Annotated in this window: 27 protein-coding genes; 19 read left to right on the top strand and 8 right to left on the bottom strand. The window is 44.1% G+C overall.

Translation table 11 applies throughout. The annotated features are described in order from the left end of the window. The first annotated feature begins 92 nt into the window (after positions 1-92). The 7 genes from ACHUFI_RS20935 (at position 93) to ACHUFI_RS20905 (ending at position 3,317) form a co-directional block, all read left to right on the top strand. Complete coding sequence (locus tag ACHUFI_RS20935) at positions 93-467, top strand: hypothetical protein (RefSeq protein ID WP_394252709.1); 375 nt, start codon at positions 93-95, stop codon at positions 465-467. 149 nt (positions 468-616) lie between these two features. After that, the gene (locus ACHUFI_RS20930) at positions 617-919 is read left to right on the top strand and encodes a hypothetical protein (protein ID WP_394252708.1); all 303 of its coding nucleotides are present in this window, start codon (positions 617-619) and stop codon (positions 917-919) included. Positions 920-1,031: 112 nt separating this feature from the next. Next, on the top strand, positions 1,032-1,373 hold the full coding sequence (locus ACHUFI_RS20925) for a hypothetical protein (RefSeq protein WP_394252706.1): 342 nt from the start codon (positions 1,032-1,034) through the stop codon (positions 1,371-1,373). A gap of 34 nt (positions 1,374-1,407) precedes the next feature. Continuing rightward, entirely contained in the window at positions 1,408-1,815 is a 408-nt protein-coding gene (locus tag ACHUFI_RS20920; protein ID WP_394252704.1) for a hypothetical protein, read from the top strand. A 202-nt stretch (positions 1,816-2,017) separates the two neighbouring features. After that, entirely contained in the window at positions 2,018-2,473 is a 456-nt protein-coding gene (locus ACHUFI_RS20915) for a GNAT family N-acetyltransferase (protein ID WP_394252702.1), read from the top strand. Positions 2,474-2,481: 8 nt separating this feature from the next. After that, the gene (locus ACHUFI_RS20910) at positions 2,482-2,934 is read left to right on the top strand and encodes a GNAT family N-acetyltransferase (RefSeq protein ID WP_394252700.1); all 453 of its coding nucleotides are present in this window, start codon (positions 2,482-2,484) and stop codon (positions 2,932-2,934) included. A gap of 119 nt (positions 2,935-3,053) precedes the next feature. Further along, positions 3,054-3,317: a hypothetical protein gene (locus ACHUFI_RS20905; RefSeq protein WP_394252698.1), complete on the top strand. Its 264-nt coding sequence runs from the start codon at positions 3,054-3,056 to the stop codon at positions 3,315-3,317. A gap of 85 nt (positions 3,318-3,402) precedes the next feature. Here the strand turns inward: ACHUFI_RS20905 and ACHUFI_RS20900 are convergent, their stop codons facing one another. The 6 genes from ACHUFI_RS20900 to ACHUFI_RS20875 all read right to left on the bottom strand — a co-directional run bounded on the left by ACHUFI_RS20900 (position 3,403) and on the right by ACHUFI_RS20875 (position 8,047). Next, positions 3,403-3,690 (bottom strand): 2TM domain-containing protein, encoded by a 288-nt coding sequence (locus ACHUFI_RS20900; protein ID WP_394252696.1) that lies wholly within the window; start codon positions 3,688-3,690, stop codon positions 3,403-3,405. 317 nt (positions 3,691-4,007) lie between these two features. Next, on the bottom strand, positions 4,008-5,552 hold the full coding sequence (locus ACHUFI_RS20895) for a glutamate synthase-related protein (RefSeq protein ID WP_394252694.1): 1,545 nt from the start codon (positions 5,550-5,552) through the stop codon (positions 4,008-4,010). Positions 5,553-5,808: 256 nt separating this feature from the next. Beyond that, positions 5,809-6,405: a sugar O-acetyltransferase gene (locus ACHUFI_RS20890; protein WP_394252692.1), complete on the bottom strand. Its 597-nt coding sequence runs from the start codon at positions 6,403-6,405 to the stop codon at positions 5,809-5,811. A gap of 59 nt (positions 6,406-6,464) precedes the next feature. After that, a complete protein-coding gene (locus ACHUFI_RS20885) occupies positions 6,465-6,956 on the bottom strand; it encodes a GNAT family N-acetyltransferase (protein ID WP_394252690.1) in 492 nt (163 codons plus the stop codon). Positions 6,957-7,070: 114 nt separating this feature from the next. After that, positions 7,071-7,499 carry a hypothetical protein gene (locus ACHUFI_RS20880; RefSeq protein ID WP_394252688.1) on the bottom strand — a complete coding sequence of 143 codons (429 nt, stop codon included), beginning with the start codon at positions 7,497-7,499 and terminating at the stop codon, positions 7,071-7,073. 209 nt (positions 7,500-7,708) lie between these two features. Then, positions 7,709-8,047 (bottom strand): PBPRA1643 family SWIM/SEC-C metal-binding motif protein, encoded by a 339-nt coding sequence (locus tag ACHUFI_RS20875; RefSeq protein ID WP_394252686.1) that lies wholly within the window; start codon positions 8,045-8,047, stop codon positions 7,709-7,711. A 228-nt stretch (positions 8,048-8,275) separates the two neighbouring features. Here ACHUFI_RS20875 and ACHUFI_RS20870 point away from each other — a divergent pair, with 228 nt between their 5' ends. From ACHUFI_RS20870 to ACHUFI_RS20860, 3 genes are all read left to right on the top strand, one after another. Further along, the gene (locus ACHUFI_RS20870) at positions 8,276-8,560 is read left to right on the top strand and encodes a hypothetical protein (RefSeq protein WP_394252684.1); all 285 of its coding nucleotides are present in this window, start codon (positions 8,276-8,278) and stop codon (positions 8,558-8,560) included. Beyond that, on the top strand, positions 8,550-9,221 hold the full coding sequence (locus ACHUFI_RS20865; RefSeq protein WP_394252682.1) for an esterase/lipase family protein: 672 nt from the start codon (positions 8,550-8,552) through the stop codon (positions 9,219-9,221). Before ACHUFI_RS20870 ends, ACHUFI_RS20865 begins: the two co-directional genes overlap by 11 nt. Before the next feature lie 89 nt (positions 9,222-9,310). Beyond that, positions 9,311-9,514 carry a GDCCVxC domain-containing (seleno)protein gene (locus ACHUFI_RS20860; RefSeq protein ID WP_463596589.1) on the top strand — a complete coding sequence of 68 codons (204 nt, stop codon included), beginning with the start codon at positions 9,311-9,313 and terminating at the stop codon, positions 9,512-9,514. Between the two features lie 17 nt (positions 9,515-9,531). On the opposite strand, the gene ACHUFI_RS20855 is transcribed toward ACHUFI_RS20860, so the two are convergent. Beyond that, on the bottom strand, positions 9,532-10,428 hold the full coding sequence (locus tag ACHUFI_RS20855) for a LysR family transcriptional regulator (RefSeq protein ID WP_394252678.1): 897 nt from the start codon (positions 10,426-10,428) through the stop codon (positions 9,532-9,534). A 94-nt stretch (positions 10,429-10,522) separates the two neighbouring features. On the opposite strand from ACHUFI_RS20855, the gene ACHUFI_RS20850 reads away from it, so the two are divergent. The 8 genes from ACHUFI_RS20850 to ACHUFI_RS20815 all read left to right on the top strand — a co-directional run bounded on the left by ACHUFI_RS20850 (position 10,523) and on the right by ACHUFI_RS20815 (position 19,347). Then, entirely contained in the window at positions 10,523-11,248 is a 726-nt protein-coding gene (locus tag ACHUFI_RS20850; protein WP_394252676.1) for an NAD(P)H-binding protein, read from the top strand. A gap of 295 nt (positions 11,249-11,543) precedes the next feature. Beyond that, a complete protein-coding gene (gene betI, locus ACHUFI_RS20845) occupies positions 11,544-12,152 on the top strand; it encodes a transcriptional regulator BetI (RefSeq protein WP_394252674.1) in 609 nt (202 codons plus the stop codon). 59 nt (positions 12,153-12,211) lie between these two features. Further along, positions 12,212-13,672, top strand: coding sequence for a betaine-aldehyde dehydrogenase (gene betB / locus ACHUFI_RS20840; protein WP_394252672.1), 1,461 nt, complete (start codon positions 12,212-12,214; stop codon positions 13,670-13,672). Positions 13,673-13,692: 20 nt separating this feature from the next. Further along, the gene (gene betA / locus ACHUFI_RS20835; RefSeq protein WP_394252670.1) at positions 13,693-15,390 is read left to right on the top strand and encodes a choline dehydrogenase; all 1,698 of its coding nucleotides are present in this window, start codon (positions 13,693-13,695) and stop codon (positions 15,388-15,390) included. 141 nt (positions 15,391-15,531) lie between these two features. Next, entirely contained in the window at positions 15,532-16,473 is a 942-nt protein-coding gene (locus tag ACHUFI_RS20830) for a choline ABC transporter substrate-binding protein (protein ID WP_394252668.1), read from the top strand. Between the two features lie 53 nt (positions 16,474-16,526). Further along, positions 16,527-17,369: a choline ABC transporter permease subunit gene (choW, locus tag ACHUFI_RS20825; RefSeq protein WP_394252666.1), complete on the top strand. Its 843-nt coding sequence runs from the start codon at positions 16,527-16,529 to the stop codon at positions 17,367-17,369. Between the two features lie 2 nt (positions 17,370-17,371). After that, on the top strand, positions 17,372-18,583 hold the full coding sequence (gene choV / locus ACHUFI_RS20820; RefSeq protein ID WP_394252664.1) for a choline ABC transporter ATP-binding protein: 1,212 nt from the start codon (positions 17,372-17,374) through the stop codon (positions 18,581-18,583). A gap of 281 nt (positions 18,584-18,864) precedes the next feature. Beyond that, positions 18,865-19,347, top strand: a complete 483-nt coding sequence (locus ACHUFI_RS20815) for a MarR family winged helix-turn-helix transcriptional regulator (RefSeq protein ID WP_394252662.1) — start codon at positions 18,865-18,867, stop codon at positions 19,345-19,347. A gap of 62 nt (positions 19,348-19,409) precedes the next feature. Here the strand turns inward: ACHUFI_RS20815 and ACHUFI_RS20810 are convergent, their stop codons facing one another. Further along, positions 19,410-20,291 (bottom strand): AraC family transcriptional regulator, encoded by an 882-nt coding sequence (locus ACHUFI_RS20810; RefSeq protein ID WP_394252660.1) that lies wholly within the window; start codon positions 20,289-20,291, stop codon positions 19,410-19,412. Positions 20,292-20,823: 532 nt separating this feature from the next. On the opposite strand from ACHUFI_RS20810, the gene ACHUFI_RS20805 reads away from it, so the two are divergent. Further along, positions 20,824-21,069: a hypothetical protein gene (locus ACHUFI_RS20805; protein ID WP_394252658.1), complete on the top strand. Its 246-nt coding sequence runs from the start codon at positions 20,824-20,826 to the stop codon at positions 21,067-21,069. The last annotated feature ends 10 nt before the right edge of the window (positions 21,070-21,079 follow it).

Below are 21,079 nucleotides of genomic sequence, written 5' to 3'. Positions count from 1 at the left end.
TTCCATAGATAGAAGCGGCCAAGTCCAACAGGTATTTATCCATTGTGCTACGACAACGGATAAATACTTAAGCGTTATAGCTCAGGGGCAACATGAAGTATAAGTTAATTAAATCAATGGCTCACAACTTCACACACTCATTTGTTGGTGGGTGCAACTATGTTGATGACGCATTTATATTTGAAGATTTATATACTTTAGCTCGCCTGAACAAAGGTAAGCCAGTTCAGATTTCTTGGGTTCCAACTCGTACTGAGGAGTTGTTTAGACTTACTCCGAGAATTAGAAAATCAATAGATTACTACCGAAAATGGCTTCCAAAACATGCAGCCAGTCACAATGTTTCTGTAGATCGCCTTAAAGAGTTTTATCTTCAAGTCTACATGGCTAAAAATCACCAGATATATGTTAAAGCTATTACAGTCGATGACCGCGGTAAGAGAGTCGAGCAATACGTTTACGCTTGAGCTATAACAACAAATTTAATCAGATTCACAATGCTTGGCACTTTTGGTTTGAATCGGCTTTAGTGTCTACGGCACAACGCTTTAGGTAGTTGGTTGCGTTGCTCACTACTTAATGTGGCGTTATTTACACAGGGGGTGTGCTAGTTACAATGGGGAATGATGCAATACAACTTGCGATCAAGCTACTTGAGAGCGACGAAGATTATCTAGATAACATTATCGGACTTTGGCGTATCGGCAATGACAAATATGAGCAATGCTGGAACACCGAGTTTCATGTATTTGGAGTCATTGAATCCGATACGGATCATTTGCCATTGAAATGCGTAAGAGCAAACTGCTCTTCTGAGTTTCTTGCCAAATCAGATAAAGAGTTAGCTGAAATCATTGAACATTACAGAACGGAAGTCGTAAGTGCATGTAATAAAATAGTACACCGTAGAAACGTATAACAAGTCTTTTAAACGGACAAAAAACAGTTGGCTTTTGTTCGTACCTCACGAATTGTAGCCAACTATTGTTTCGCAGCTTAACGAGGCGTTAGCAATCAGGGAGGAATTGGAGTTGAGTGGTTATCAATTGAATTTAGAAAGTCAGCTGAAGATGCTTAATGAGACTTGGGCTTCATTAATAAGTAATGGAGTCACCAAAGAAACAGAGTTAGTTCTAGAATTTAGCTACTTATGTCCAAATAAAGCATCAGCAATTCAACTAAACGATGCTCTTGGAAACTATGAATCACTGATCAGAAGTGAGGGAATTATTAACCGCTCATGGTTTGTTGAAGGATATTCTCACCCGACAATGGTAACCAAAGACATGCTTGCTCAATGGTTAGACTTTATGGTTACAAAAGGTTGGGAGTTTCAATGTACCTTTGATGGTTTTGGGGCTTCGTTCAGTTAAATTGCTAATAGAGCGTTATAACTCAGGTGGAAGAGTGCAAACTTTCCCGATAGAAAAGCTAAAATTTTCATGTGCAACGATTTCTGGTGTCGATGGCGACGTTTCAATTGAGATTGGAATAGAGCCATTTGAGCTCAGTTTAGACGGCTATTCTGAGAAAATAGAAACTGTAATTTGCCTAGGCGGTATTCATTTACCTAAAGAGTTTAATGAACTTACAGGTAGAACATTCACGTTCCCTATAAACCCAGATGACGGGTATATTGATGGTTCAGTTTACTTCTTTGGTGCCCATACCCCTGTTGATATAATTGAAATTAAGTTTGGTCAATCAATAAATGGGAAGTTACCCATGACTCTTGAATCATCATGGGTACTGGAATTTAAGTTAACAGGGTTTAAAAACTTTAATACAACAATTTACACGTATTTAAAGTTATAACAAAGCGTTTAATTTGACCGGCAACTTAACTTAACGTGAGATTTTTTTACCGCTACATATCACGGCGGTTTAGCGTAGAAATTGACAAGATCGAAAATGTGAGTGGCGATTTGTCCCCAGTAGTCAAATGGGTTGATTGGGTGTTGTAGCGTTGTCGTCCCTTTATTGGGCGTTAACGGTCATAAAGAATAAGGACCTATAAATGGAATTAAAGTATCGTTCCGCGGAATTTGAAGATTTGGAAAGCCTTGTTGCTTTGCTTTCAAATGACCCACTTGGTAGTAAAAGAGAAGATGCATCTGTTCCGTTGAATAGTGCGTATCTTGAAGCGTTCGAAGCGATTGCACGAGACCCAAACAACAAATTACTGGTTATTGAGCAGGAAAGCTCTCTAGTCGGGATGCTTCAAATTACCTTTATTCCTTACCTGACACATATTGGTAGTTGGCGTTGTCTTATCGAAGGTGTTCGAATCCATAGTGACTATCGAGGACAAGGCTTCGGTGAGCAAATGTTCACACATGCTATCGAACTGGCAAAATGCAAAGGCTGTACAATCGTTCAGTTAACCAGTGACAAGCAGCGCCCTGATGCAATCAGGTTCTATGAAAAACTTGGATTCAAAGCAACACACGAAGGGTTTAAACTCGCGTTGTAGGGGAAAAAATGGACTTAAGCATCTACAAAATGGAGCTATTAGCTTCAGAGCATATCAACGAAGTCACATCACTTTGGCGTGAATCAATGATGGACGCTTTAGGCATACAGCCAGTTCATCCCTTTGAGTCACAGGCTTACTTTCTCGAACATATCCTACCGAGTCGTTATCAAGTGTCAGTTATTGTCCGTATCGATAGCTCTCTCCCGGTCGCCTTTATGGCCTACTCAGAAACAGAAATAAACCAACTCTACGTTTCACCTGAATTCCAAGGTAAAGGTATCGGCTCGTACTTACTGAGCCAAGCTAAAGCACAATCTAATGGTTCACTTACTTTACGGACGTTTGAAGTAAATGAAAAAGCTCAAAGGTTCTATCGAGCACATGGTTTTGTTGTTCTGCCTGGAAACAGTGAAAATGAAGAGGGGCTTCCAGACTTAGAGTGTCGGTGGGAAGGTTAGATCAGGTGGTGGCGTTGCTCACTATTTAATTTTGCGTTGTGTGCCTAGTGTGATCTTCCCAACATCATGTGCAACTAAGTGTCTATATTATGTGCGATAGTCATTCATTAGGAGTGGTTATGGCTCTTAAAAGCAAATTCAAAGTGGTTGTTTCCGTCGCCGCTATGGCGATATCTTCGATTTTTTTGGCTCTAGACTTATTTGGTGTGATTCCGTTTATGGTTTTAGTCATTGCCTTTTTCACCGCCGTTATTCAAGGAACTCTTTGTTTCCTTGGGTATAAAAATGGAGACATGTTTGAAGCTTATCAGGACTTGGAGCGCACAGAAGCCACAGCATTTACAAACTTGTTCAAAGATAAAAAGGACTGTGACAAGCTTTGAAGGCGGAACACTCGCCACTCATTCTGAAAATTGGTGGAATCAATGATGATGCCACCATTTTATATATGTGGTAGTTGATGACGGTTCATTTGTTTAGCTTAGTTAAACGCTTTTCCACTTCTTTTTTCTCCCAGTCATCCCCTAAAAAGTTAAATACTTCAAATGCCTTGAGCGCGTGTGAAACCAGAAATATCCCCCACCCTAACGCCGGATAAATTGCCCATAGTTCCTCTGTGCCCGTTACAAAGTTAATGACAAACAATAGGCATATAACCGATAAGTATTTGGCTAAGTGAGCGTAAAATTCTTTTATCTTTTTAACTTGAGCTATGACTTGTTCTTGCTGATTAGTTGTGTGCACTGTGTGATCCATTTTGCTGCCCTCTTCTTTTAACGAAAGTACCTAACACGGAGAATAATAACTGTCGTTGATGAGCTTGAGGTTTCTGTGCGACGAAATGCGGTTAAGAGGGTATGAAGTGTCAATAACGAGGATAAAGCACCTACGTCTAAAGATGTTGGAATAAAAAAATGGCATGTAACAACACCGAGAATGCGACCGCCAACGACTGTGTTACGTAATACCAGTCATTACTTTTATTGGATTGCTAGCGCCAAGGTTCGTCGCCCTTGTCTTTCGACATCCGCTATCGAAAGACAAGTAAAAGCCACGCCATCAAGTTAACTTAATTAACTTGGCTCTTCGTAGCCAGAATATTTCACCCCAGAAAGTAACGCCATGTCACGATGCCAGGTCGCTAAATCATTTCGGTTAAACTCATCCAGACTATGGTGTCCACACGCTCTTGCCATCACTTGCATCAGTTCGGTTGATGCTTCGAAAAAGTTCTTTAGCTGCTGCGACGACTTTTCAACATTGAGTCTCTGCCTCAAATCCGCTTTTTGAGTGGCTATCCCCGCTGGGCAGTTATTGGTGTTGCACATTCTCGCTGCAACGCAACCAATCGACTGCATCGCACTGTTTGAAATAGCCACGCCATCGGCTCCCAGCGCCATTGCCTTAACAAAATCCATTGGCACTCTTAGGCCTCCGGTAATGATCAAGGTCACTCGCCCGCTCGCGCCTTGTTCGTCTAAGTATCGTCTCGCGCGCGCTAACGCTGGAATGGTCGGGACACTAATATGATCTCTAAACATTTCAGGGGCAGCGCCTGTTCCGCCTCCACGTCCATCTAAAATGATGTAATCCGCACTCGCATCTAGCGCAAATTGAATATCTTCTTCAATGTGATTCGCGCTGAGTTTGAACCCAATCGGGATACCACCTGTGACATCTCTCACCCGATCTGCAAACTTTTTGAAATCTTCAGCGGTCACTAGGTGTTTAAAAGTAGGAGGCGAGATTGCTGGCTCCCCTTCCGCGATTCCGCGCACCTGAGAGATTTTTCCAATGTTCTTGCTGCCTGGTAGATGCCCGCCAGTTCCCGTTTTTGCGCCTTGTCCGCCTTTAAAGTGGAAAGCTTGTACTTTTTTTAGCAACGACTCATCGTAACCAAATTCTGCACTCGCCAATTCATAAAAATAATGTGAATTGGCTTCTTGCTCTTCAGGTAACATTCCGCCTTCTCCGGAACAGATCCCCGTTCCCGCCAGTTCCGCGCCAGTAGCCAGAGCCACTTTCGCCTCTTCAGACAAAGCGCCAAAGCTCATGTCAGACACAAATAGTGGAATATCAAGCTTCAGTGGCTTGCGAGCTTGAGGGCCAATAATTAACTCGGTAGCAACCTTAACGTCCTCTAGCAAAGGCTTGGTCGCCATTTGAGCGACCATTACTTGTAAATCATCCCAGTGTGGCAGTAAGTGCCGAGGAACACCCATAGAGGTCATCGGCCCGTGATGGCCAAGTTTAGACAACCCTTCTTTTGCGAGCTGATGGATAAACGCTACCGTGGGTTCTTCTTTCGTGGGAGCTGCCACCGGAATATTGGTTGCTTGAATTTGGACACCAGGCCCCTCTTTCCCGACTTGCTCACCAGAGAACTGTTTATGGGAACCATCGCAGAAAGGTACATTCGCTGTATGTTTACATTGGCATAAGTAAGCGTCACCACTTTCTTCCGCGACGAAACTCTTCGGTTTGAATGTCGTTCCTGCATGAGAACCGTCACAAAAGGGTTGCCGTTGGGATTTTCCGCACGCGCAAAAGTAGTACTCCTCTCCTTTCTTCAATTCAACTTTGATCGGTTTGTTGCTGGCAATAATGGGGTTGCTCATGTGATCGTCCTTTTGATTCCAGTGTCAGTCGAACGAAACTCAATATGCTATGGCTACGCAATGGTTCACGTTTAGTTGTATATCAATAATTTCGTTCTTGTTTTTATGTTGGATAGACATTGCTCTGGATATAAGTCTTGTCGAAGATCGAAAGAGTTGCCATTTTTAAACCAAAAAGCGCGAACCTCAGGCTCGCGCTTAAATTGTTGCTATTCAAATGTATCGATATCAACCAATTAGTCGGTGGTCGAAAAAATCATGAGAGATCCCACATCTCCGCAAGTTCTTCATTTGACGGCATTGAGCTCTGCTCAATGGATTTGATCACCCTACATGGGTTTCCTACTGCAACGCTGTCTGGCGGAATATCTTTGGTCACGATACTGCCCGCACCAATGACACTTCGATCGCCAATGGTCACACCTCCCATAACGATCGCCCCCGCACCTATCCACACACTATCGCCTATATGTATCGGATTTCCCGTTGCGACTGGACGAACTCGCTGTGCCAAATCTAATGGATGACCAGCAGTACTAATCACAACGTTCGGCCCAAACTGAACGTATTCCCCAATATGGACGGGAGCGAGATCCAAAATCTTTACCCCTGTGTTTACGAAGCCACCTTCCTTGAAATAGATATTACTTCCTAAATCACAATCAAAAGGCGGCAATATGTTTACGCCACCGTGGTGCCCTAATAACTCTGACAAAATAGCTTGTCTCGTATCATGATCAGACGGTCGGGAATGATTAAAGTCGTAAAGTTTTTCCTTCACCTGAATCTGCAATTCGATGAAATCTCGGTTAATTGGAATACGTACTGAAAAATCTGAAATTGATTGACCCATCTTCACCCCTCAAGCTGTTAAATTTATTAAATAACAACGTGTTAAGTGTAGATTGACTACTAATGGTTAGGATTAATGCGAGCCATCACTAATAAACTTTCATATCGACCATTTTTAAAAACAGCCATCCGCTTTTCACCTTCAAGCTCGAACCCTGCTTTCTGGTAGGCAGAAATAGCGGCATGATTGTCCGCATGCACTTCTAGCTCCAATCTGACAATATTCAGCCAATTGTCACACTGTTCGATGGTTGCTTGAATAAGTGCCTTGCCGACACCTTGACCATGGAAATCAGGATGGACCGCGATCCCAAACCCTGCTGAGTGCTTTGCTCTCGGCTTATTGGTCAAAAATACAGTTACCTGGCCGACAACTTGGCCATCAAGCTCAGCAACCAAGTTGTAGAAATCCGGCTGGGAGAAAATTTGGTTAATATCGGACGAACTTAAATAAGGTAGTTGCGAGGTGTTTTCTGCTACTTTGCGACACTGATAGATTGCGCTGACCGCTACCATATCGGTTTGTTCTAACTTGCGAATGTTGATATCCATAATTTCCTTCATCCCATTAACTAATTAATTGAATATAAAGATTTTTTAGTAAGACATCAAAACAAGTTCTTTATTCAACAACAGACTAGAAAAGCGCTGTGATTTTTTTATAAATCATGCAGACAGATTCGCGCTAGCGGTATCCTTTATATGATGCGCAATTCGCCAGTAAATAATCATTTCGACAATCGCCATGACAGCCACTTCCAATTCCGTCGTTTCTAGAGAATCAGGATTAATTGAGAGAAAGATAAGCAGGAAGGTAAGTGGCAATAATCGAATGCCGACGACCCATGAGATTGAAATGAATTTAGCCAGGAAGTTGTGCTTATCACTCATGTGATAGGCAGCCAGAATACCAAAGACAGAAATCGGTATGCTAATCCCTGCTGAAAGCATATCTAGTTCATACACGTCATAATAAGGGAGCATCGCCAAGCCGATAATTATCGTGTGGGCAATAAGGTATTGGAGGAGCGATTGTTCGGAGACCACATCGTTTCTCAGGTCTTGTTTAAGTTTTTCAATCTTCCAAAAATACATACTTTCTTCCCTACATTGAATTCGTGAATGAGTTGACCAGTATTCACTCTATAAGTCTAGATTTACGTATTGAAAACTTGATGAATAACGCGCCTAGCGACTTTGTAAAAATAAATCACGGGGAAATAAAAAAGCTAGCGTTATTAGCGCTAGCTTTAATTGCGTAGAAAGTTTTTCTAAACAAGCTCATCGGTTTTCGATGCTTGTCGTTAGTTCTTGCCACAGCATTTTTTGTATTTCTTTTCACTTCCGCATGAGCAAGGTTCATTGCGCTCAGGCGTTTTTTCAAAGCGTTGCGTTTTAGGTTTGTTGAGTAATACTTCCAGCTCAGAAATATTTTCTTCAACATCCGCATTCACTTCGATATTCGCGAAATAGTTGTGTTGTTCAACAAGCGCTTGAACTTCACTTTTTCTCTCTTCATTGGCAACGATTAACGTAAGCGGTGCACTTTCCGTTCCCAATTTTACAGTCGGCTTAGGGTTGTAACCACTTTTACCGTAATTCCCCATAATATCGGGGGTTCCGCGATAGAAAAACTTAGACATAATTTTCTTAGACTTGAAAAAAGCGGCATCTTAGCAAGTTCAGCGCCGATAAGCGAAATTAGTTCCGTTTCCGACACGACAATTCAAACTGCAAGCTAAACTTTACTCTGGCTGATTTAGCCACGGTAACTCATGAAACACTCCCAATAACAGGCAACGCCATTTGAACTTGCTGGCATCGTTAAGGCAAAATGAATTAACCTCCATCATTCGAGTATGTGCTGAACCATGAAGCGACTCCTTTCTATTAGCATGGCAACCCTTTGGGCGACCTCAGCCAATGCTTCCCCCACTTTTAATGAATTCGCTGCTTGCGATAAAATAGCGGTCGCAACACTAGAAAGTTGCTTACAAGTTTCTGACAACCAGTGCTGGAAGAAATCTCAAACTCACTATCAATCGTGTCGCCAGAAAGTCACACAAAAATACTCACCGAACCAAGCCCGAATCCAAGCTGAAAAACAGCAACGAGAAAAACAATCCGCTACCTCAATGGAGGCAAATGGTGAGTAAGTCATTACCTGATGAAACAAGAACCAGTGAGTGCGTGATACTCCTCCATGGCTTGGCGAGAACGTCTAAATCGTTTGTTTCAATGGAGGCTTCACTCAAACAGAGCGGTTACCAAACGATAAATTATTCGTACCCGTCCACTAAGTTTAAGATTGAGACACTAGCGGAAAATGCCATCAATGAAGCGCTTGCGATGAGCTCAGGTTCAACCAAGATACACTTTGTCACTCATTCCATGGGTGGCATCTTGGTCAGGCAATACCTCCACACTCACTCCATCACTAACTTAGGGCGAGTGGTAATGCTAGGGCCTCCGAATCAGGGGAGCCAAGTCGTCGATAACCTGAAAAACATGCCAGGGTTCAAGCTCATTAATGGCCCGGCAGGAATGCAATTAGGAACCGAGGCTACAAGCACTCCAAACAAACTGGGTAGCGCTAAGTTTGACGTAGGTGTGATAGCGGGTAATCGGAGCATTAACTTCATTTTGTCCACCATGTTACCGGGGGACAATGATGGAAAAGTCACCGTCACCAACACCAAATTGGAAGGCATGAAAGATCACATCACGCTGCCCGTCACTCACCCTCTGATGATGAATAACCCGCGGGTCATAAAGCAAACCAAACACTTTCTGGAACACGGTAAATTTGAGCGCTAGCGAAATCTATATCGGCGGTAAAATCTAGGGTCACAACTGAGAATAGACTAAGATCTAAGAATACATTGAAGCGAGGTGTTGACGTGAACATTGAACTGAAATCCGAACTAGACTGCCCTAAGTGTCACCATAAAAGTATAGAAATCATGCCAACAAACTCATGCTTATACTTTTACGAATGCAAAGGATGTGGCCAATTGTTGAAACCACTGCAAGGCGATTGCTGTGTGTTCTGTTCTTACGGGAGCGTTCCATGCCCACCGATTCAACAACAAGGGAAATGCTGTAATTGACCGCCAAACTGCGCCCGCTAACTTAATGACGTTTGAAGTTCATTCGCTATAAAGTCAAACACCCTTTTAATACGACGATTCGTCCTGAGTTCCTCATGACATACCATCCATACAGGAAAGCGAATCGGCTCCATCATAGAAGCAAACGCTTTAGACAGCTGTTCTGCTTGCCCTGCCTCTTCAATTAAATAGATCAAACCAAGGTGTTGTTTGCATAAGCTAAGTTGCATCATTTGAAACTCAGTATTGAGCTTAAAGTTATCATTGGTCAGCGTCCAACCTTGCTGGTTGAGCTGTTCAATCACTTGAGCGTTAGAACCAAACCCGATGATCTGAATGTCGGTCATATCCTGAAGTGATGTCACCTGAGAATACTGTTTAAGGTAATCAGCGCTGCCGTATAACCAAACCGACTCTTCTCCTACTTTTCGTGCAATAACATTTGGTTGGCTTGGGTAAAAATTCCGAATGGCGATATCCGCTTCGCGTCGTTTCAAATCACTCACTTTATTGGTCACAACGACTTCGATTGAAATGCCGGGCTCTTGCGCTCTCAATTTGGCCAGAATAGGCGGTAATCGATAGACAGCGTCGAGTTCACATACCGAAATCACGACGTTGCCTTCTAGCCGTTGGCACTGACCACTGGCGGCCAGCGAAAAGTCTTGAGCGGCTTCCCCTAATCGTCGAGCGATGTCGAGCAGTTCGATACCACTTTGAGTCAGCTCCAATTTATGTCCAATACGGTCAAAAAGCACTACGCCAATCTCTTGCTCTAATGCTGACACTTGCCGGCTCAGCGTCGGTTGACTCATATTCAGCGCTTTCGCAGCTGCAGATAATGAGCCCTCTTCTGCTGTCACCAAAAAGGCGCGCGTGCGATTCCAATCGAAACATAGTGAAGTCCATTCCATACGAATTTGTATACCCTTATACAGTTTTATCCAATTACCTTAACAAATATACATAGATATAGTCGTGAGTGAACAGTCTCTAAAGGAAAAGATTATGACTTCACTTGTGTTAGGCGCTTCAGGCGCGACAGGTCAATTAGTTGTTCAGCAACTATTGAAAAAAGGGCAATCGGTGAGAATTATTGTGCGCTCGTTAGACGCACTTCCTCACGAAATAGTGACCAACAGCAAGGTTGCTATAGTGTGCGCGAGTGTATTGGAAATGACGGAAAAACAGCTACTTGATTGCATTGAAGGTTGTGAGTCTGTCGTGTCGTGCTTGGGGCATAATCTGACTTGGAAAGGGATCTTTGGGCAGCCTAAGCACTTAGTGACTGAAGCCACCATTAGAGTGTGCCGAGCGATCATTAAGTCTCGTCCGTTAGACCCTATCAAATTCATATTAATGAATACCTCAGGCTTTCAAAACAAAGAGCTAGGAGAACGAGTCTCCTTGAGTCACAAAGCTGTCATCAGTTTGATTAGAGCATTGTTTCCACCACATATCGACAACGAGATGGCGGTGCAATTTCTGCAAACAAAACTCGATAAGGACCAAAATTTTGTGCAATGGACGGCGGTCAGGCCCGATAGTTTAACCAACGAGCCCTTTCCAACCCAATATGACATCCACCCTTCACCAATTAGCGATCCAATTTTCTCCGCAAAAAAGACAAGTCGAATCAACGTCGCAGTATTCATGTCTGAACTTATCACTACGCCGAGCGCTTGGAACAAGTGGCAAGGCCAAACTCCGGTCGTTTACAACAGTATTCAGTAACCCCACAACCTGTCTAACCAAGCACACGATCGTCTAGGCAGGTTGATTGATAACTTGCCCTAGCCATCTGAGGTCACAGCCCAAAAACATTCGACCCATAAACTTCACACCTCAAATCTTTCAAATTAATCATTAGCTCCCTAAACAATAGTTAAACCATTGTTTTAGAACAGATTAAAACAACACAATCACCAACTAAAACCCCACAACACCAGAATATTAATTTGAACTCTAATCAATTATCTGTCATTTTATAATTAATTGAACGTTCAATAAAAAATAAAAGGAACAAGAAATGCCCAAGGTTGGGATGCCTGACATACGAAAACCACAGCTAGTTCAAGCCACCATGTCCGTGATTGATCGTGTGGGGTTACATGCTGCAAGTATTGCGTTGATCAGCAAAGAAGCAGGGGTATCAACAGGTATCATTAATCACTACTTCGGAGGAAAGCACGGTCTTTTAGAAGAGACCATGCGTGAAATCCTTCGACAGCTTTCATCAACGATTACCACTCAACTTAAATCGCTTCCTGCTGACGCTCACCAGCAAAGGATCAACGCGATCATCAACGGTAACTTTGAGGGCTACCAAGCTGAAAATAAGGTGGCAAAGACTTGGTTAGCATTTTGGTCATATTCAATGCACGACGCGCAGCTAAAACGCCTACAACGTGTCAATGAAAAACGACTACTTTCCCACCTCCGCATTGAATTAAAAGCACTGCTGGACGCGGAACAAGCTGAACTCGTGGCACACGGCATCGCCTCTTTGATCGATGGGATCTGGCTGCGAGGGACACTCAACCCAGAAGGCATCGATGCGAGCAAAGCCCGCGCCATCATTAATGATTACCTAGAAAAACAACTTACATTTTATTCATGCCTTGCCAAGCAAGGCTGAAATTCGTCATTCACTTAGGTCTTTTGACCGCCATAACAAGAAATAAGTCAGAACATCAAATGGAAATGAACTCGCTATACATCGACGGAAACAGCCTTCCAGCTAGCTCTGGAGAAACCTTTACTAGTTTTAACCCGGCCAACGGCGAACCAATCGCGGTTCTCGGCCAAGCTTCTGCTGCCGACGTTGAAAAAGCTATAGAATCGGCTAAGCGTGGATTCGTGGTTTGGTCTGCAATGTCTGCGGTTGAACGCAGCCGTATTCTGCTCAAAGCAGTGGAAATACTTAGAGCACGAAACAATGACCTTGCAACTCTTGAGGTTGTTGATACTGGTAAGCCACTTCAGGAAGCGATTGAAGTCGATGTCGCATCAGGCGCAGACGTAATTGAATACTTCGCTGGCCTAGCGCCAACACTTCAAGGTGAGCAGCAACCGCTCAGTGAATCGCAATTTTTCTATACTCGCCGTGAGCCGCTAGGAATTTGTGCGGGGATTGGCGCTTGGAACTATCCAATTCAAATCGCAATGTGGAAGTCTGCCCCTGCTTTAGCAGCCGGGAATGTTATGGTGTTCAAACCTTCAGAAGAAACACCATTAACCGCACTAAAGCTTGCTGAGATCTTCACCGAAGCTGGCCTACCTGACGGCGTATTTAACGTAGTCCAAGGTGACTACCGCGTTGGTCAAATGCTTACGGCCCACCCAGATATCGCTAAAGTGTCATTTACGGGCGAAACCGGTACAGGTAAAGCCGTCATGGCTAATAGTGCGAAAACACTCAAGTCGGTCACTATGGAGCTGGGTGGTAAATCGCCAATGATCATTTTTGATGACGCTAAGCTAGATGACGCCGTTTCTGCTTCGATGGTGGCGAACTTCTACACTCAAGGCGAAGTTTGCACCAATGGCACACGTGTCTACGTTCATGAAAACATTTATGACGATTTCATTGAGCAACTTAAAACACGTACCGAAAAGCTTGTGATTGGTAACCCAATGGATATGGACACACAAATTGGCGCTCTGATTTCTAAAGAACACCTATCTAAAGTGTTAGATGCCATTGAACAAGCTAAACAATCGGGCGCAACCCTGCTTACGGGCGGCTACCAAGTCACAGATAAAGGTTTGGCTAACGGTAACTTTGTCGTTCCAACCGTATTCGTTGATTGCAACGATGAAATGCCACACGTTCAGCAAGAGATCTTTGGTCCAGTCATGTCGGTAATGAAATTCACCGATGAAGATGACGTCATTCGCCGTGCTAACGATACTAAATACGGCCTTGCCGCTGGCGTCTTCACTCAAAACTTGTCACGCGCTCACCGAGTGATTCACCAAATGCAGGCAGGTATCTGCTGGGTAAACACTTGGGGAGATTCCCCTGCTGAAATGCCGGTAGGCGGGTATAAGCTTTCTGGTATTGGCCGAGAAAATGGCCCAGAGACCCTTCTGCATTACACGCAAACCAAGAGTATTTTGATTGAGCTAGGCGACTACGCCAGCCCATACGCCTAAACCCAACGGAGATAACAAACATGGAGCAACGCTACGATTATATTATCGTCGGCGCGGGTTCGGCCGGCTGCGTGTTAGCGGATCGGCTAACCGAAAGTGGCGAAAACAGCGTATTACTATTAGAAGCTGGCGGTACAGATAAAAGTATTTTCATCCAAATGCCTACCGCGCTTTCTTACCCTATGAATACTGAAAAGTACGCCTGGCAATTTGAAACTCAACAAGAAGATGGCCTTGATGGACGTCAGCTACACTGCCCTCGCGGCAAAGTCTTAGGCGGTAGTTCATCCATTAATGGCATGGTCTACGTACGCGGCCATGCTTGCGACTTTGATGAATGGGAAGAGAACGGCGCGGCTGGTTGGAATTACCAAGCATGTTTGCCTTATTTCAAACGTGCAGAGCACTGGATAAAAGGTGGAAACGACTATCGCGGAAGCGAAGGACCACTTGGAACGTGTGCCGGCAACGATATGGAATTGAACCCGCTTTACCAAGCCTTTATTGATGCAGGTAAAGATGCGGGTTATCCAGAAACTGAAGACTACAACGGCTATCAGCAAGAAGGCTTCGGCTCGATGCACATGACAGTAGAGAAAGGCGTTCGCGCTTCTACTTCAAATGCCTATCTTCGCCGCGCTCTAAAACGTAGCAACCTTACGTTAATGAAGGGCATCGTTGCACGTAAAGTGCTCCTAGAAGGCAAAAAAGCCATCGGCGTCGAATTCGAAAAGTCAGGCAAAATTCAAAACGCTTTAGCAAATAAAGAAGTGATCTCTTCAGCTGGTTCAATTGGCTCTGTGCAATTACTGCAATTGTCGGGGATTGGCCCTCGCTCGGTTCTTGATAACGCGGGTGTGGAAGTCAACCATGACCTACCAGGCGTCGGCAAAAACCTACAAGACCACCTTGAAGTGTACTTCCAGTATCACTGTAAAGAGCCTATCACTCTTAACAGCAAATTAGGTTTAATCAGCAAAGGGATGATCGGCGCTGAATGGATTTTGACTCGTAAGGGCCTTGGCGCCACAAACCATTTCGAATCATGTGCATTCATTCGTTCGCGCAAAGGTCTCAAGTGGCCAAACATTCAATATCACTTCCTACCTGCAGCGATGCGATACGATGGTCAAGCGGCTTTTGATGGTCATGGATTCCAAGTTCATGTCGGCCCGAATAAACCCGAAAGCCGCGGCACAGTCGCGATCACTTCTCACGACCCGCATGTCAAACCACACATTCAGTTTAACTACATCTCGACTGAGCAAGATAAACAGGACTGGCGTGATTGCATTCGCTTAACTCGTGAAATCCTCTCTCAGCCAGCAATGGATAGTTATCGCGGTGAAGAGATTCAACCCGGAGCGGATGTCACTTCAGATGAAGCGATTGATCAGTGGGTCAAACAAAATGTAGAAAGTGCTTATCACCCATCTTGTGGCTGCAAAATGGGCTCAGACGACGACCCACTCGCAGTGCTTGATGAGCAATGTCGCGTTCGAGGCATCAGCGGATTACGTGTCGTCGACTCGTCCGTATTCCCGACAATTCCAAACGGCAACCTCAACGCCCCAACCATTATGGTAGCGGAGCGTGCTTCCGATTTGATCTTAGGTAAACCATTACTGCAAGAACAAGACGTGCCAGTTTGGATAGCGCCGGAATGGGAAGAGAAACAACGAACAAACAAGCCCGTTAGAGCGCTTAGCCACTCATAAATTGAAATCACAATGTGGCAGTGAGTCTGCTTACTCACTGTCATCAGTATTAGAACGATAACTAAGCAAAGATTGAAGCAGCACAATTAAAGTCAGCAGCGCTGTTACGAACAGCTAAAGGAAAGATTAAAAGGAACCATTATGACTATCACTAAAAAGACGCTCGCAACCTTAGCCGTTAGCTCATTAGCATTTAACGCCTATGCAAACCAGTGTGAAAACGTACGCTTCGCAGATGTAGGTTGGACCGACATTACCGCTACTACAGCCGTCACCACCGAGCTTCTAAAAGGCTTAGGGTACCAAACTAAAACAGACCTACTTTCGGTACCAGTGACCTACTCTTCAATGGCGAATGGCGACATTGATATATTCCTTGGCAACTGGATGCCAACCATGGAAGGCGATATCGCCAAGTACCGTGAAGCCGGCACCGTTGAAACGGTACGTGCGAACCTTGAAGGCGCGAAATACACGCTAGCGGTACCAAAATACGTTTACGACGCTGGTGTGAAAAGCTTCGCTGACCTTGCAAAACATGCCGACAAATTTAAGGACCGTATCTACGGTATCGAACCAGGTAACGATGGTAACCGCCTAATCCAATCAATGATTGATTCAGATGCGTTTGACCTTAAAGACTTTAGCCTTGTTGAATCAAGTGAAGCGGGCATGGTGTCTCAAGTGTCACGTGCGGTACGCCGTAATCAATGGATTGTTTACCTAGGCTGGGCTCCGCACCCAATGAACAGCAACGTTGAGATGGAATACCTTTCTGGCGGTGATGACTTCTTTGGCCCTAACTACGGCGGCGCGAATGTCTACACGAACGTACGTTCAAACTACCTTTCTGAGTGCCAAAACGTTGGCCAGCTGCTTCAAAACCTTGAGTTCGGCCTAGAAATGGAAAATGAACTAATGGAAGCGATCCTAAACCAAAATGTTAAACCAGAAAAAGCCGCTCAACAGTGGCTAAACAACAACCCTCAACAGGTTGAAGCTTGGTTAAACAATGTGAAAACTCTGCAAGGTGATTCAGCAACTCAAGCCATCACTGAATACCTAAAACAAGTAAAAGCTTAATCAAAATATAAAGGTGGGCCGAATTTGGCCCACTACTAATAAAAGGCAAAATTGTGAATTTTATTACGGATAACAAAATCCCTGTAGGTCAATGGATGGAAGCTGGCGTTGATTGGCTAACGATCAATGCAGCAGGCTTTTTCGATGCCATTTCAATCTTTTTAGAAACTGTAATTCTCTTTTTAGTCGATGTATTCAAATGGATGCCACCAGCGTTACCGATCATCATTACCGCTGCTCTTGCGTGGTACTTACATCGTAAGGTGTCACTCGTCGTATTTGTCGTCGCTGCATTGCTAATGATTTTGAACCTTGGCTACTGGCAAGAAATGCTGGAAACCTTTGTCCTCGTATTTGCTGCGACAACGATTTCCGTATTAATTGGCGTTCCAGTAGGGATCATGGCGGCTCACCGCCCTTGGTTGTACACCCTATTAAGGCCGATCCTCGATTTAATGCAAACCGTCCCAACATTCGTTTACCTGATCCCAACACTGGTACTGTTCGGTTTAGGCATTGTTCCGGGCCTAATCTCAACCATCATTTTCGCGATTGCTGCGCCAATTCGCTTAACCTACTTAGGTGTGACCAAAGTACCTGAAGAGTTAATCGAAGCCGGTAAAGCGTTTGGTGCAAGCCGCATGAAACTGCTGGTCAAAGTCGAGTTACCTGCCGCTTTACCAAGCATCATGGCAGGGGTGACTCAGTGCATCATGCTATCGCTGTCTATGGTCGTGATCGCTGCGCTGGTAGGTGCAGATGGGCTAGGAAAACCAGTTGTACGAGCACTGAACACAGTAAACATCTCTCAAGGATTTGAGGCAGGTTTAGCTATCGTTCTTGTCGCAATTATTCTTGATCGCTTATGCAAAACACCAAATCAAAAGGAAGTCTAACTATGTCACAACAAAATATAGTCATGGACGCGATTACCATTAAAGATCTCGACGTGGTATTTGGTGATAAACCCGAGCAAGCACTTCAGCTTCTTGATCAAGGAAAAACGCGCCAAGAAATCATTGACGAAACTGGTCAAGTGGTTGGTGTCGATAATGTTTCGCTCACCGTTCAAGAAGGTGAAATATGCGTACTTATGGGGCTATCTGGCTCTGGTAAATCGAGCTTGCTGCGTGCCGTTAACGGGTTGAACGAAATCAGCCGAGGTACGTTAGCAATCAAAGATGGCGACAAGCTTGTCGACTTAGGTGAGCAATGTGATGAAGCCACTTTACGCCACTTGCGAACGCACCGTGTTTCAATGGTTTTCCAAAAGTTCGCACTGATGCCGTGGCTCTCTGTCCTCGATAACGTCGCATTCGGTCTAGAAATGCAAGGGGTCGCCAAAAGCGTTCGCCGTGCAAAAGCGCGTGAACAACTCGAAATGGTCGGCCTTTCGGAATGGGAATCTAAATTTCCACATGAGCTTTCTGGTGGTATGCAGCAACGTGTTGGGCTTGCACGCGCATTTGCTATGGACACCGACATTTTGCTTATGGACGAACCGTTTTCAGCACTAGATCCTTTGATCCGCGCCCAACTACAAGACGAGCTGCTGACTCTGCAAAGTAAGCTGAATAAGACGATTTTGTTTGTCAGCCATGACTTAGATGAAGCGCTAAAAATTGGTAACAACATCGCGATTATGGAATCGGGAAAGCTCATTCAGCACGGCAAACCAGAAGAAATCGTATTAACACCGAAAACCGAATACGTAAAAGACTTCGTCGCGCATACTAATCCACTCAATGTATTGAAAGGCCGCTCGCTAATGCAGCCATTGGATTCATTGAAGAAAGAGAACGAAAGCTGGAAGATATGCGATGCCAAAGACCTTTGGGTTAAACAAGTGGGTGAAGCCCTCACTGTTCAAGGTGAAAAAAGCGTTAACCTCATTGAATGGCAAGAATCCGAAGATGATCTCAATGATATTACCGCTTCCTCACTGGTTATCGCAAGCCCAGAAATTGGTATGCGTGACGCGATAAAGCTTAAACAAATCAGCGATCATCCAATTTTGTTAGTCGAAGATAATAAGTTAGTAGGTATTCTTGATAATAGTGAGTTCTACAATGCGTTGGTGGGTAATTTCCAACTGAATAGCGCCGCATAGTGAGCACTCAATAATTCCGGAAACCTTTGAAAGCGATTAAGGCTCCGTGTAAGGGCTTTAATACTCATAGGCGCAGAAATCTTTCCGCGCCTATGAGTCGTTACCCGTCTTAATGTTCAAATTCCAAGCAAAATGTCTGCGTGGCATTATAGAAAGATTGAGAATAGTATGAACATGAGTACAATGCGGAAAATTAATACGCTTATCTATAAATTTGCAACTATGCATTAAGCAATCCCGTTGCAATCACTCAATCGTGCATTTATACAAAGGTCTGCATCTTGGAAAAACATGAAGAAGTTCTCGTCGCAATTCGCCAGATCATTCGAGCTATCGATCTACACTCGAAAAAGCTGAGTAAAGAATATGGTTTGACGGGGCCGCAATTAATACTAATGCGCGCTATCCAAGAGATGCATAACGTCACAATCAAAGAATTGTCGAACCACACCAATGTAAGCCAAGCGACCACCACAACCATTATCGACCGCCTAGAGCAAAATGGTTATGTAAAACGCGTAAGAAGTGAATCGGACCGCCGTAAAGTTCACGCGAACTTAACGGAGAAAGGTCAAGAGCTATTAAGCAATGCGCCTCTGCCACTGCAAGATAACTTTGTTAATAAATTCCAGAATTTAGAAGCATGGGAACAAAGCTTACTGCTTTCTTCAATGCAGCGCGTTTCTTCGATGATGAACGCTGAAGACATTGATGCAGCGCCTGTGCTCCAACTTGAAGGTATCGCTAACATCGCCAAGAACTAGCGAACCATGAGCCTATCAACCAACGAATAACGCCCTGTCGTTATTCGTTGGCAAACAAACCATCATACCTTTCCCTGCCCTCTCGATTTCGTGCCTGTATGCTTTAAGCGATATTCTCTCGGGCAGACTCCACGATATTCTTTAAACTGACGATTAAAATTCGACTGGCTGTCATACCCGACTTTCTCAGCAATCAAACTAATACTGTACGAACTGCTTTCCAACAATCTTTCCGCATGACCTAAACGCGTTTTTTTAAGCCTTTGGACAAAGGTTTCGCCAAAATGGGAAAGAAATAGTCGATGCAAAGAACTTCGACTGATAAAAAACTTTTCGGCCAATTCATCTAAGGTAATTCTTTGGCAGTAATGTTCCGCAATATATTGCGAGATTGCGTCTACTTTATCTTGCTGGCCAGACTCTTCTTTAAACGATGTTTTATCAGAGACGTCTAACATGATCGGTTTGGCCTCTTGGCTCAATAAAGACAATATCCGAATGCATACTGTCAGTTGCTCCATCTTAGGCACGTTGCAATCCAACTCTCGGAGCTCTTTAAAAACGGCGATTGCGGTCTCGCGTGAGAACTTCACTCCATTTTTCACCCTGTGCAGTAGCTTCTCCAACTTACGCATTTCTGGGCAAAAATAGATCATATTTCTCACCCATTCAGCATTAATCCAAACTCTGTGCTGCTCGGCCACCTCCGCCACAGGTTCCAACTTATAACTAGAATGAGGCTTATTCGGTGGGATCATAACGAGCTGGATATCATCAAACGGAAGCTGAGAATGGGACACTTCTAGCACCCCTTTACAACCAACAAACACGCTAATTTCAAACTCTTCGTGCTGATGTAACAACTCAGGTTTAAGCGTTGAAGCGTAATAAACATGGCGCCACGACATTCCGGGGCGAATGGGAACTTTTTCGACTTTGATCATTTCATACCGCCTGATAATAAATGCGGACATCATGACAATATAGTATCAATTAGGTCTAGCCATACAACTTAATGACACAATAGTACTACTCTTTGGCAAAATGGTGTCATTCGAAGCCCGTGGCCTCATTTATCTTTCCCTTAACGCAGCCAAAACCGAAGCTCACTGAATGGGTAAAACCTAATAGGCTTTAGTTCAATGCGGACCTTGTTTCACCTAACTTGCTGTTAAGGATTCCTTATGAATAACACTATGAGTCAAAAAGAAAAAGACATCTATTACCGTGACCTTAAACGTGTCGGAGCCGTGTTTGCACTTGCATTCGTTACTATTTTTCTAGTGAATATGATTACTTCATAGACACTACTTTGGCAGGTTTAACTTTGAAGGTTCCAATCTATTTCTTACCACGGTAAAGTACGCAGCATCAGACTAGTTGCAACCAACGCTTCTACTCTATGGCAATCGGCAACGATCGCTCTTCAGTAGGTAGGTTGCTGCTAAACTAAATAGTAAAAGTAAGAGTAAAGCCATGAACAACGAACTTGATGTAATTGATAATTTAGAAGACTTAGAACAGTTTCTTATTGCTGTGGAAAATGGTGGGTTCGGCCTAAAAGGTGTGGAAGGAATTGGAATGGCAACGAACAACGCAGATGGCCGTCATTTCGTTGCTGTGTTTGATGGTAGTAACAAGCTGCTATTGGCTCGCTGGGTAACAGAAGAAGTTTTCCAAACGGGCAAAGACCTAGTGCGCAACGGTCCTAAGCGTCACTAGTCCCAAACAT

The organism is Vibrio profundi (assembly GCF_043642225.1).
In the GTDB taxonomy this organism is placed as follows: domain Bacteria; phylum Pseudomonadota; class Gammaproteobacteria; order Enterobacterales; family Vibrionaceae; genus Vibrio; species Vibrio profundi_A.
Note: the sequence above shows the minus strand (reverse complement) of the source record. Positions and strands in the feature narration are given on the sequence as shown.

Excerpts from the sequence above, each read along its gene's own strand:
- ACHUFI_RS20935 (WP_394252709.1), top strand. The coding sequence starts at position 93 with ATGAAGTATAAGTTAATTAAATCAATGGCTCACAACTTCACACACTCA.
- ACHUFI_RS20930 (WP_394252708.1), top strand. The coding sequence starts at position 617 with ATGGGGAATGATGCAATACAACTTGCGATCAAGCTACTTGAGAGCGAC.
- ACHUFI_RS20915 (WP_394252702.1), top strand. The coding sequence starts at position 2,018 with ATGGAATTAAAGTATCGTTCCGCGGAATTTGAAGATTTGGAAAGCCTT.
- ACHUFI_RS20910 (WP_394252700.1), top strand. The coding sequence starts at position 2,482 with ATGGACTTAAGCATCTACAAAATGGAGCTATTAGCTTCAGAGCATATC.
- ACHUFI_RS20905 (WP_394252698.1), top strand. The coding sequence starts at position 3,054 with ATGGCTCTTAAAAGCAAATTCAAAGTGGTTGTTTCCGTCGCCGCTATG.
- ACHUFI_RS20900 (WP_394252696.1), bottom strand. The coding sequence starts at position 3,690 with ATGGATCACACAGTGCACACAACTAATCAGCAAGAACAAGTCATAGCT.
- ACHUFI_RS20895 (WP_394252694.1), bottom strand. The coding sequence starts at position 5,552 with ATGAGCAACCCCATTATTGCCAGCAACAAACCGATCAAAGTTGAATTG.
- ACHUFI_RS20890 (WP_394252692.1), bottom strand. The coding sequence starts at position 6,405 with ATGGGTCAATCAATTTCAGATTTTTCAGTACGTATTCCAATTAACCGA.
- ACHUFI_RS20885 (WP_394252690.1), bottom strand. The coding sequence starts at position 6,956 with ATGGATATCAACATTCGCAAGTTAGAACAAACCGATATGGTAGCGGTC.
- ACHUFI_RS20880 (WP_394252688.1), bottom strand. The coding sequence starts at position 7,499 with ATGTATTTTTGGAAGATTGAAAAACTTAAACAAGACCTGAGAAACGAT.
- ACHUFI_RS20875 (WP_394252686.1), bottom strand. The coding sequence starts at position 8,047 with ATGTCTAAGTTTTTCTATCGCGGAACCCCCGATATTATGGGGAATTAC.
- ACHUFI_RS20870 (WP_394252684.1), top strand. The coding sequence starts at position 8,276 with ATGAAGCGACTCCTTTCTATTAGCATGGCAACCCTTTGGGCGACCTCA.
- ACHUFI_RS20865 (WP_394252682.1), top strand. The coding sequence starts at position 8,550 with ATGGTGAGTAAGTCATTACCTGATGAAACAAGAACCAGTGAGTGCGTG.
- ACHUFI_RS20855 (WP_394252678.1), bottom strand. The coding sequence starts at position 10,428 with ATGGAATGGACTTCACTATGTTTCGATTGGAATCGCACGCGCGCCTTT.
- ACHUFI_RS20850 (WP_394252676.1), top strand. The coding sequence starts at position 10,523 with ATGACTTCACTTGTGTTAGGCGCTTCAGGCGCGACAGGTCAATTAGTT.
- betI (WP_394252674.1), top strand. The coding sequence starts at position 11,544 with ATGCCCAAGGTTGGGATGCCTGACATACGAAAACCACAGCTAGTTCAA.
- betB (WP_394252672.1), top strand. The coding sequence starts at position 12,212 with ATGGAAATGAACTCGCTATACATCGACGGAAACAGCCTTCCAGCTAGC.
- betA (WP_394252670.1), top strand. The coding sequence starts at position 13,693 with ATGGAGCAACGCTACGATTATATTATCGTCGGCGCGGGTTCGGCCGGC.
- ACHUFI_RS20830 (WP_394252668.1), top strand. The coding sequence starts at position 15,532 with ATGACTATCACTAAAAAGACGCTCGCAACCTTAGCCGTTAGCTCATTA.
- choV (WP_394252664.1), top strand. The coding sequence starts at position 17,372 with ATGTCACAACAAAATATAGTCATGGACGCGATTACCATTAAAGATCTC.
- ACHUFI_RS20810 (WP_394252660.1), bottom strand. The coding sequence starts at position 20,291 with ATGATCAAAGTCGAAAAAGTTCCCATTCGCCCCGGAATGTCGTGGCGC.
- ACHUFI_RS20805 (WP_394252658.1), top strand. The coding sequence starts at position 20,824 with ATGAACAACGAACTTGATGTAATTGATAATTTAGAAGACTTAGAACAG.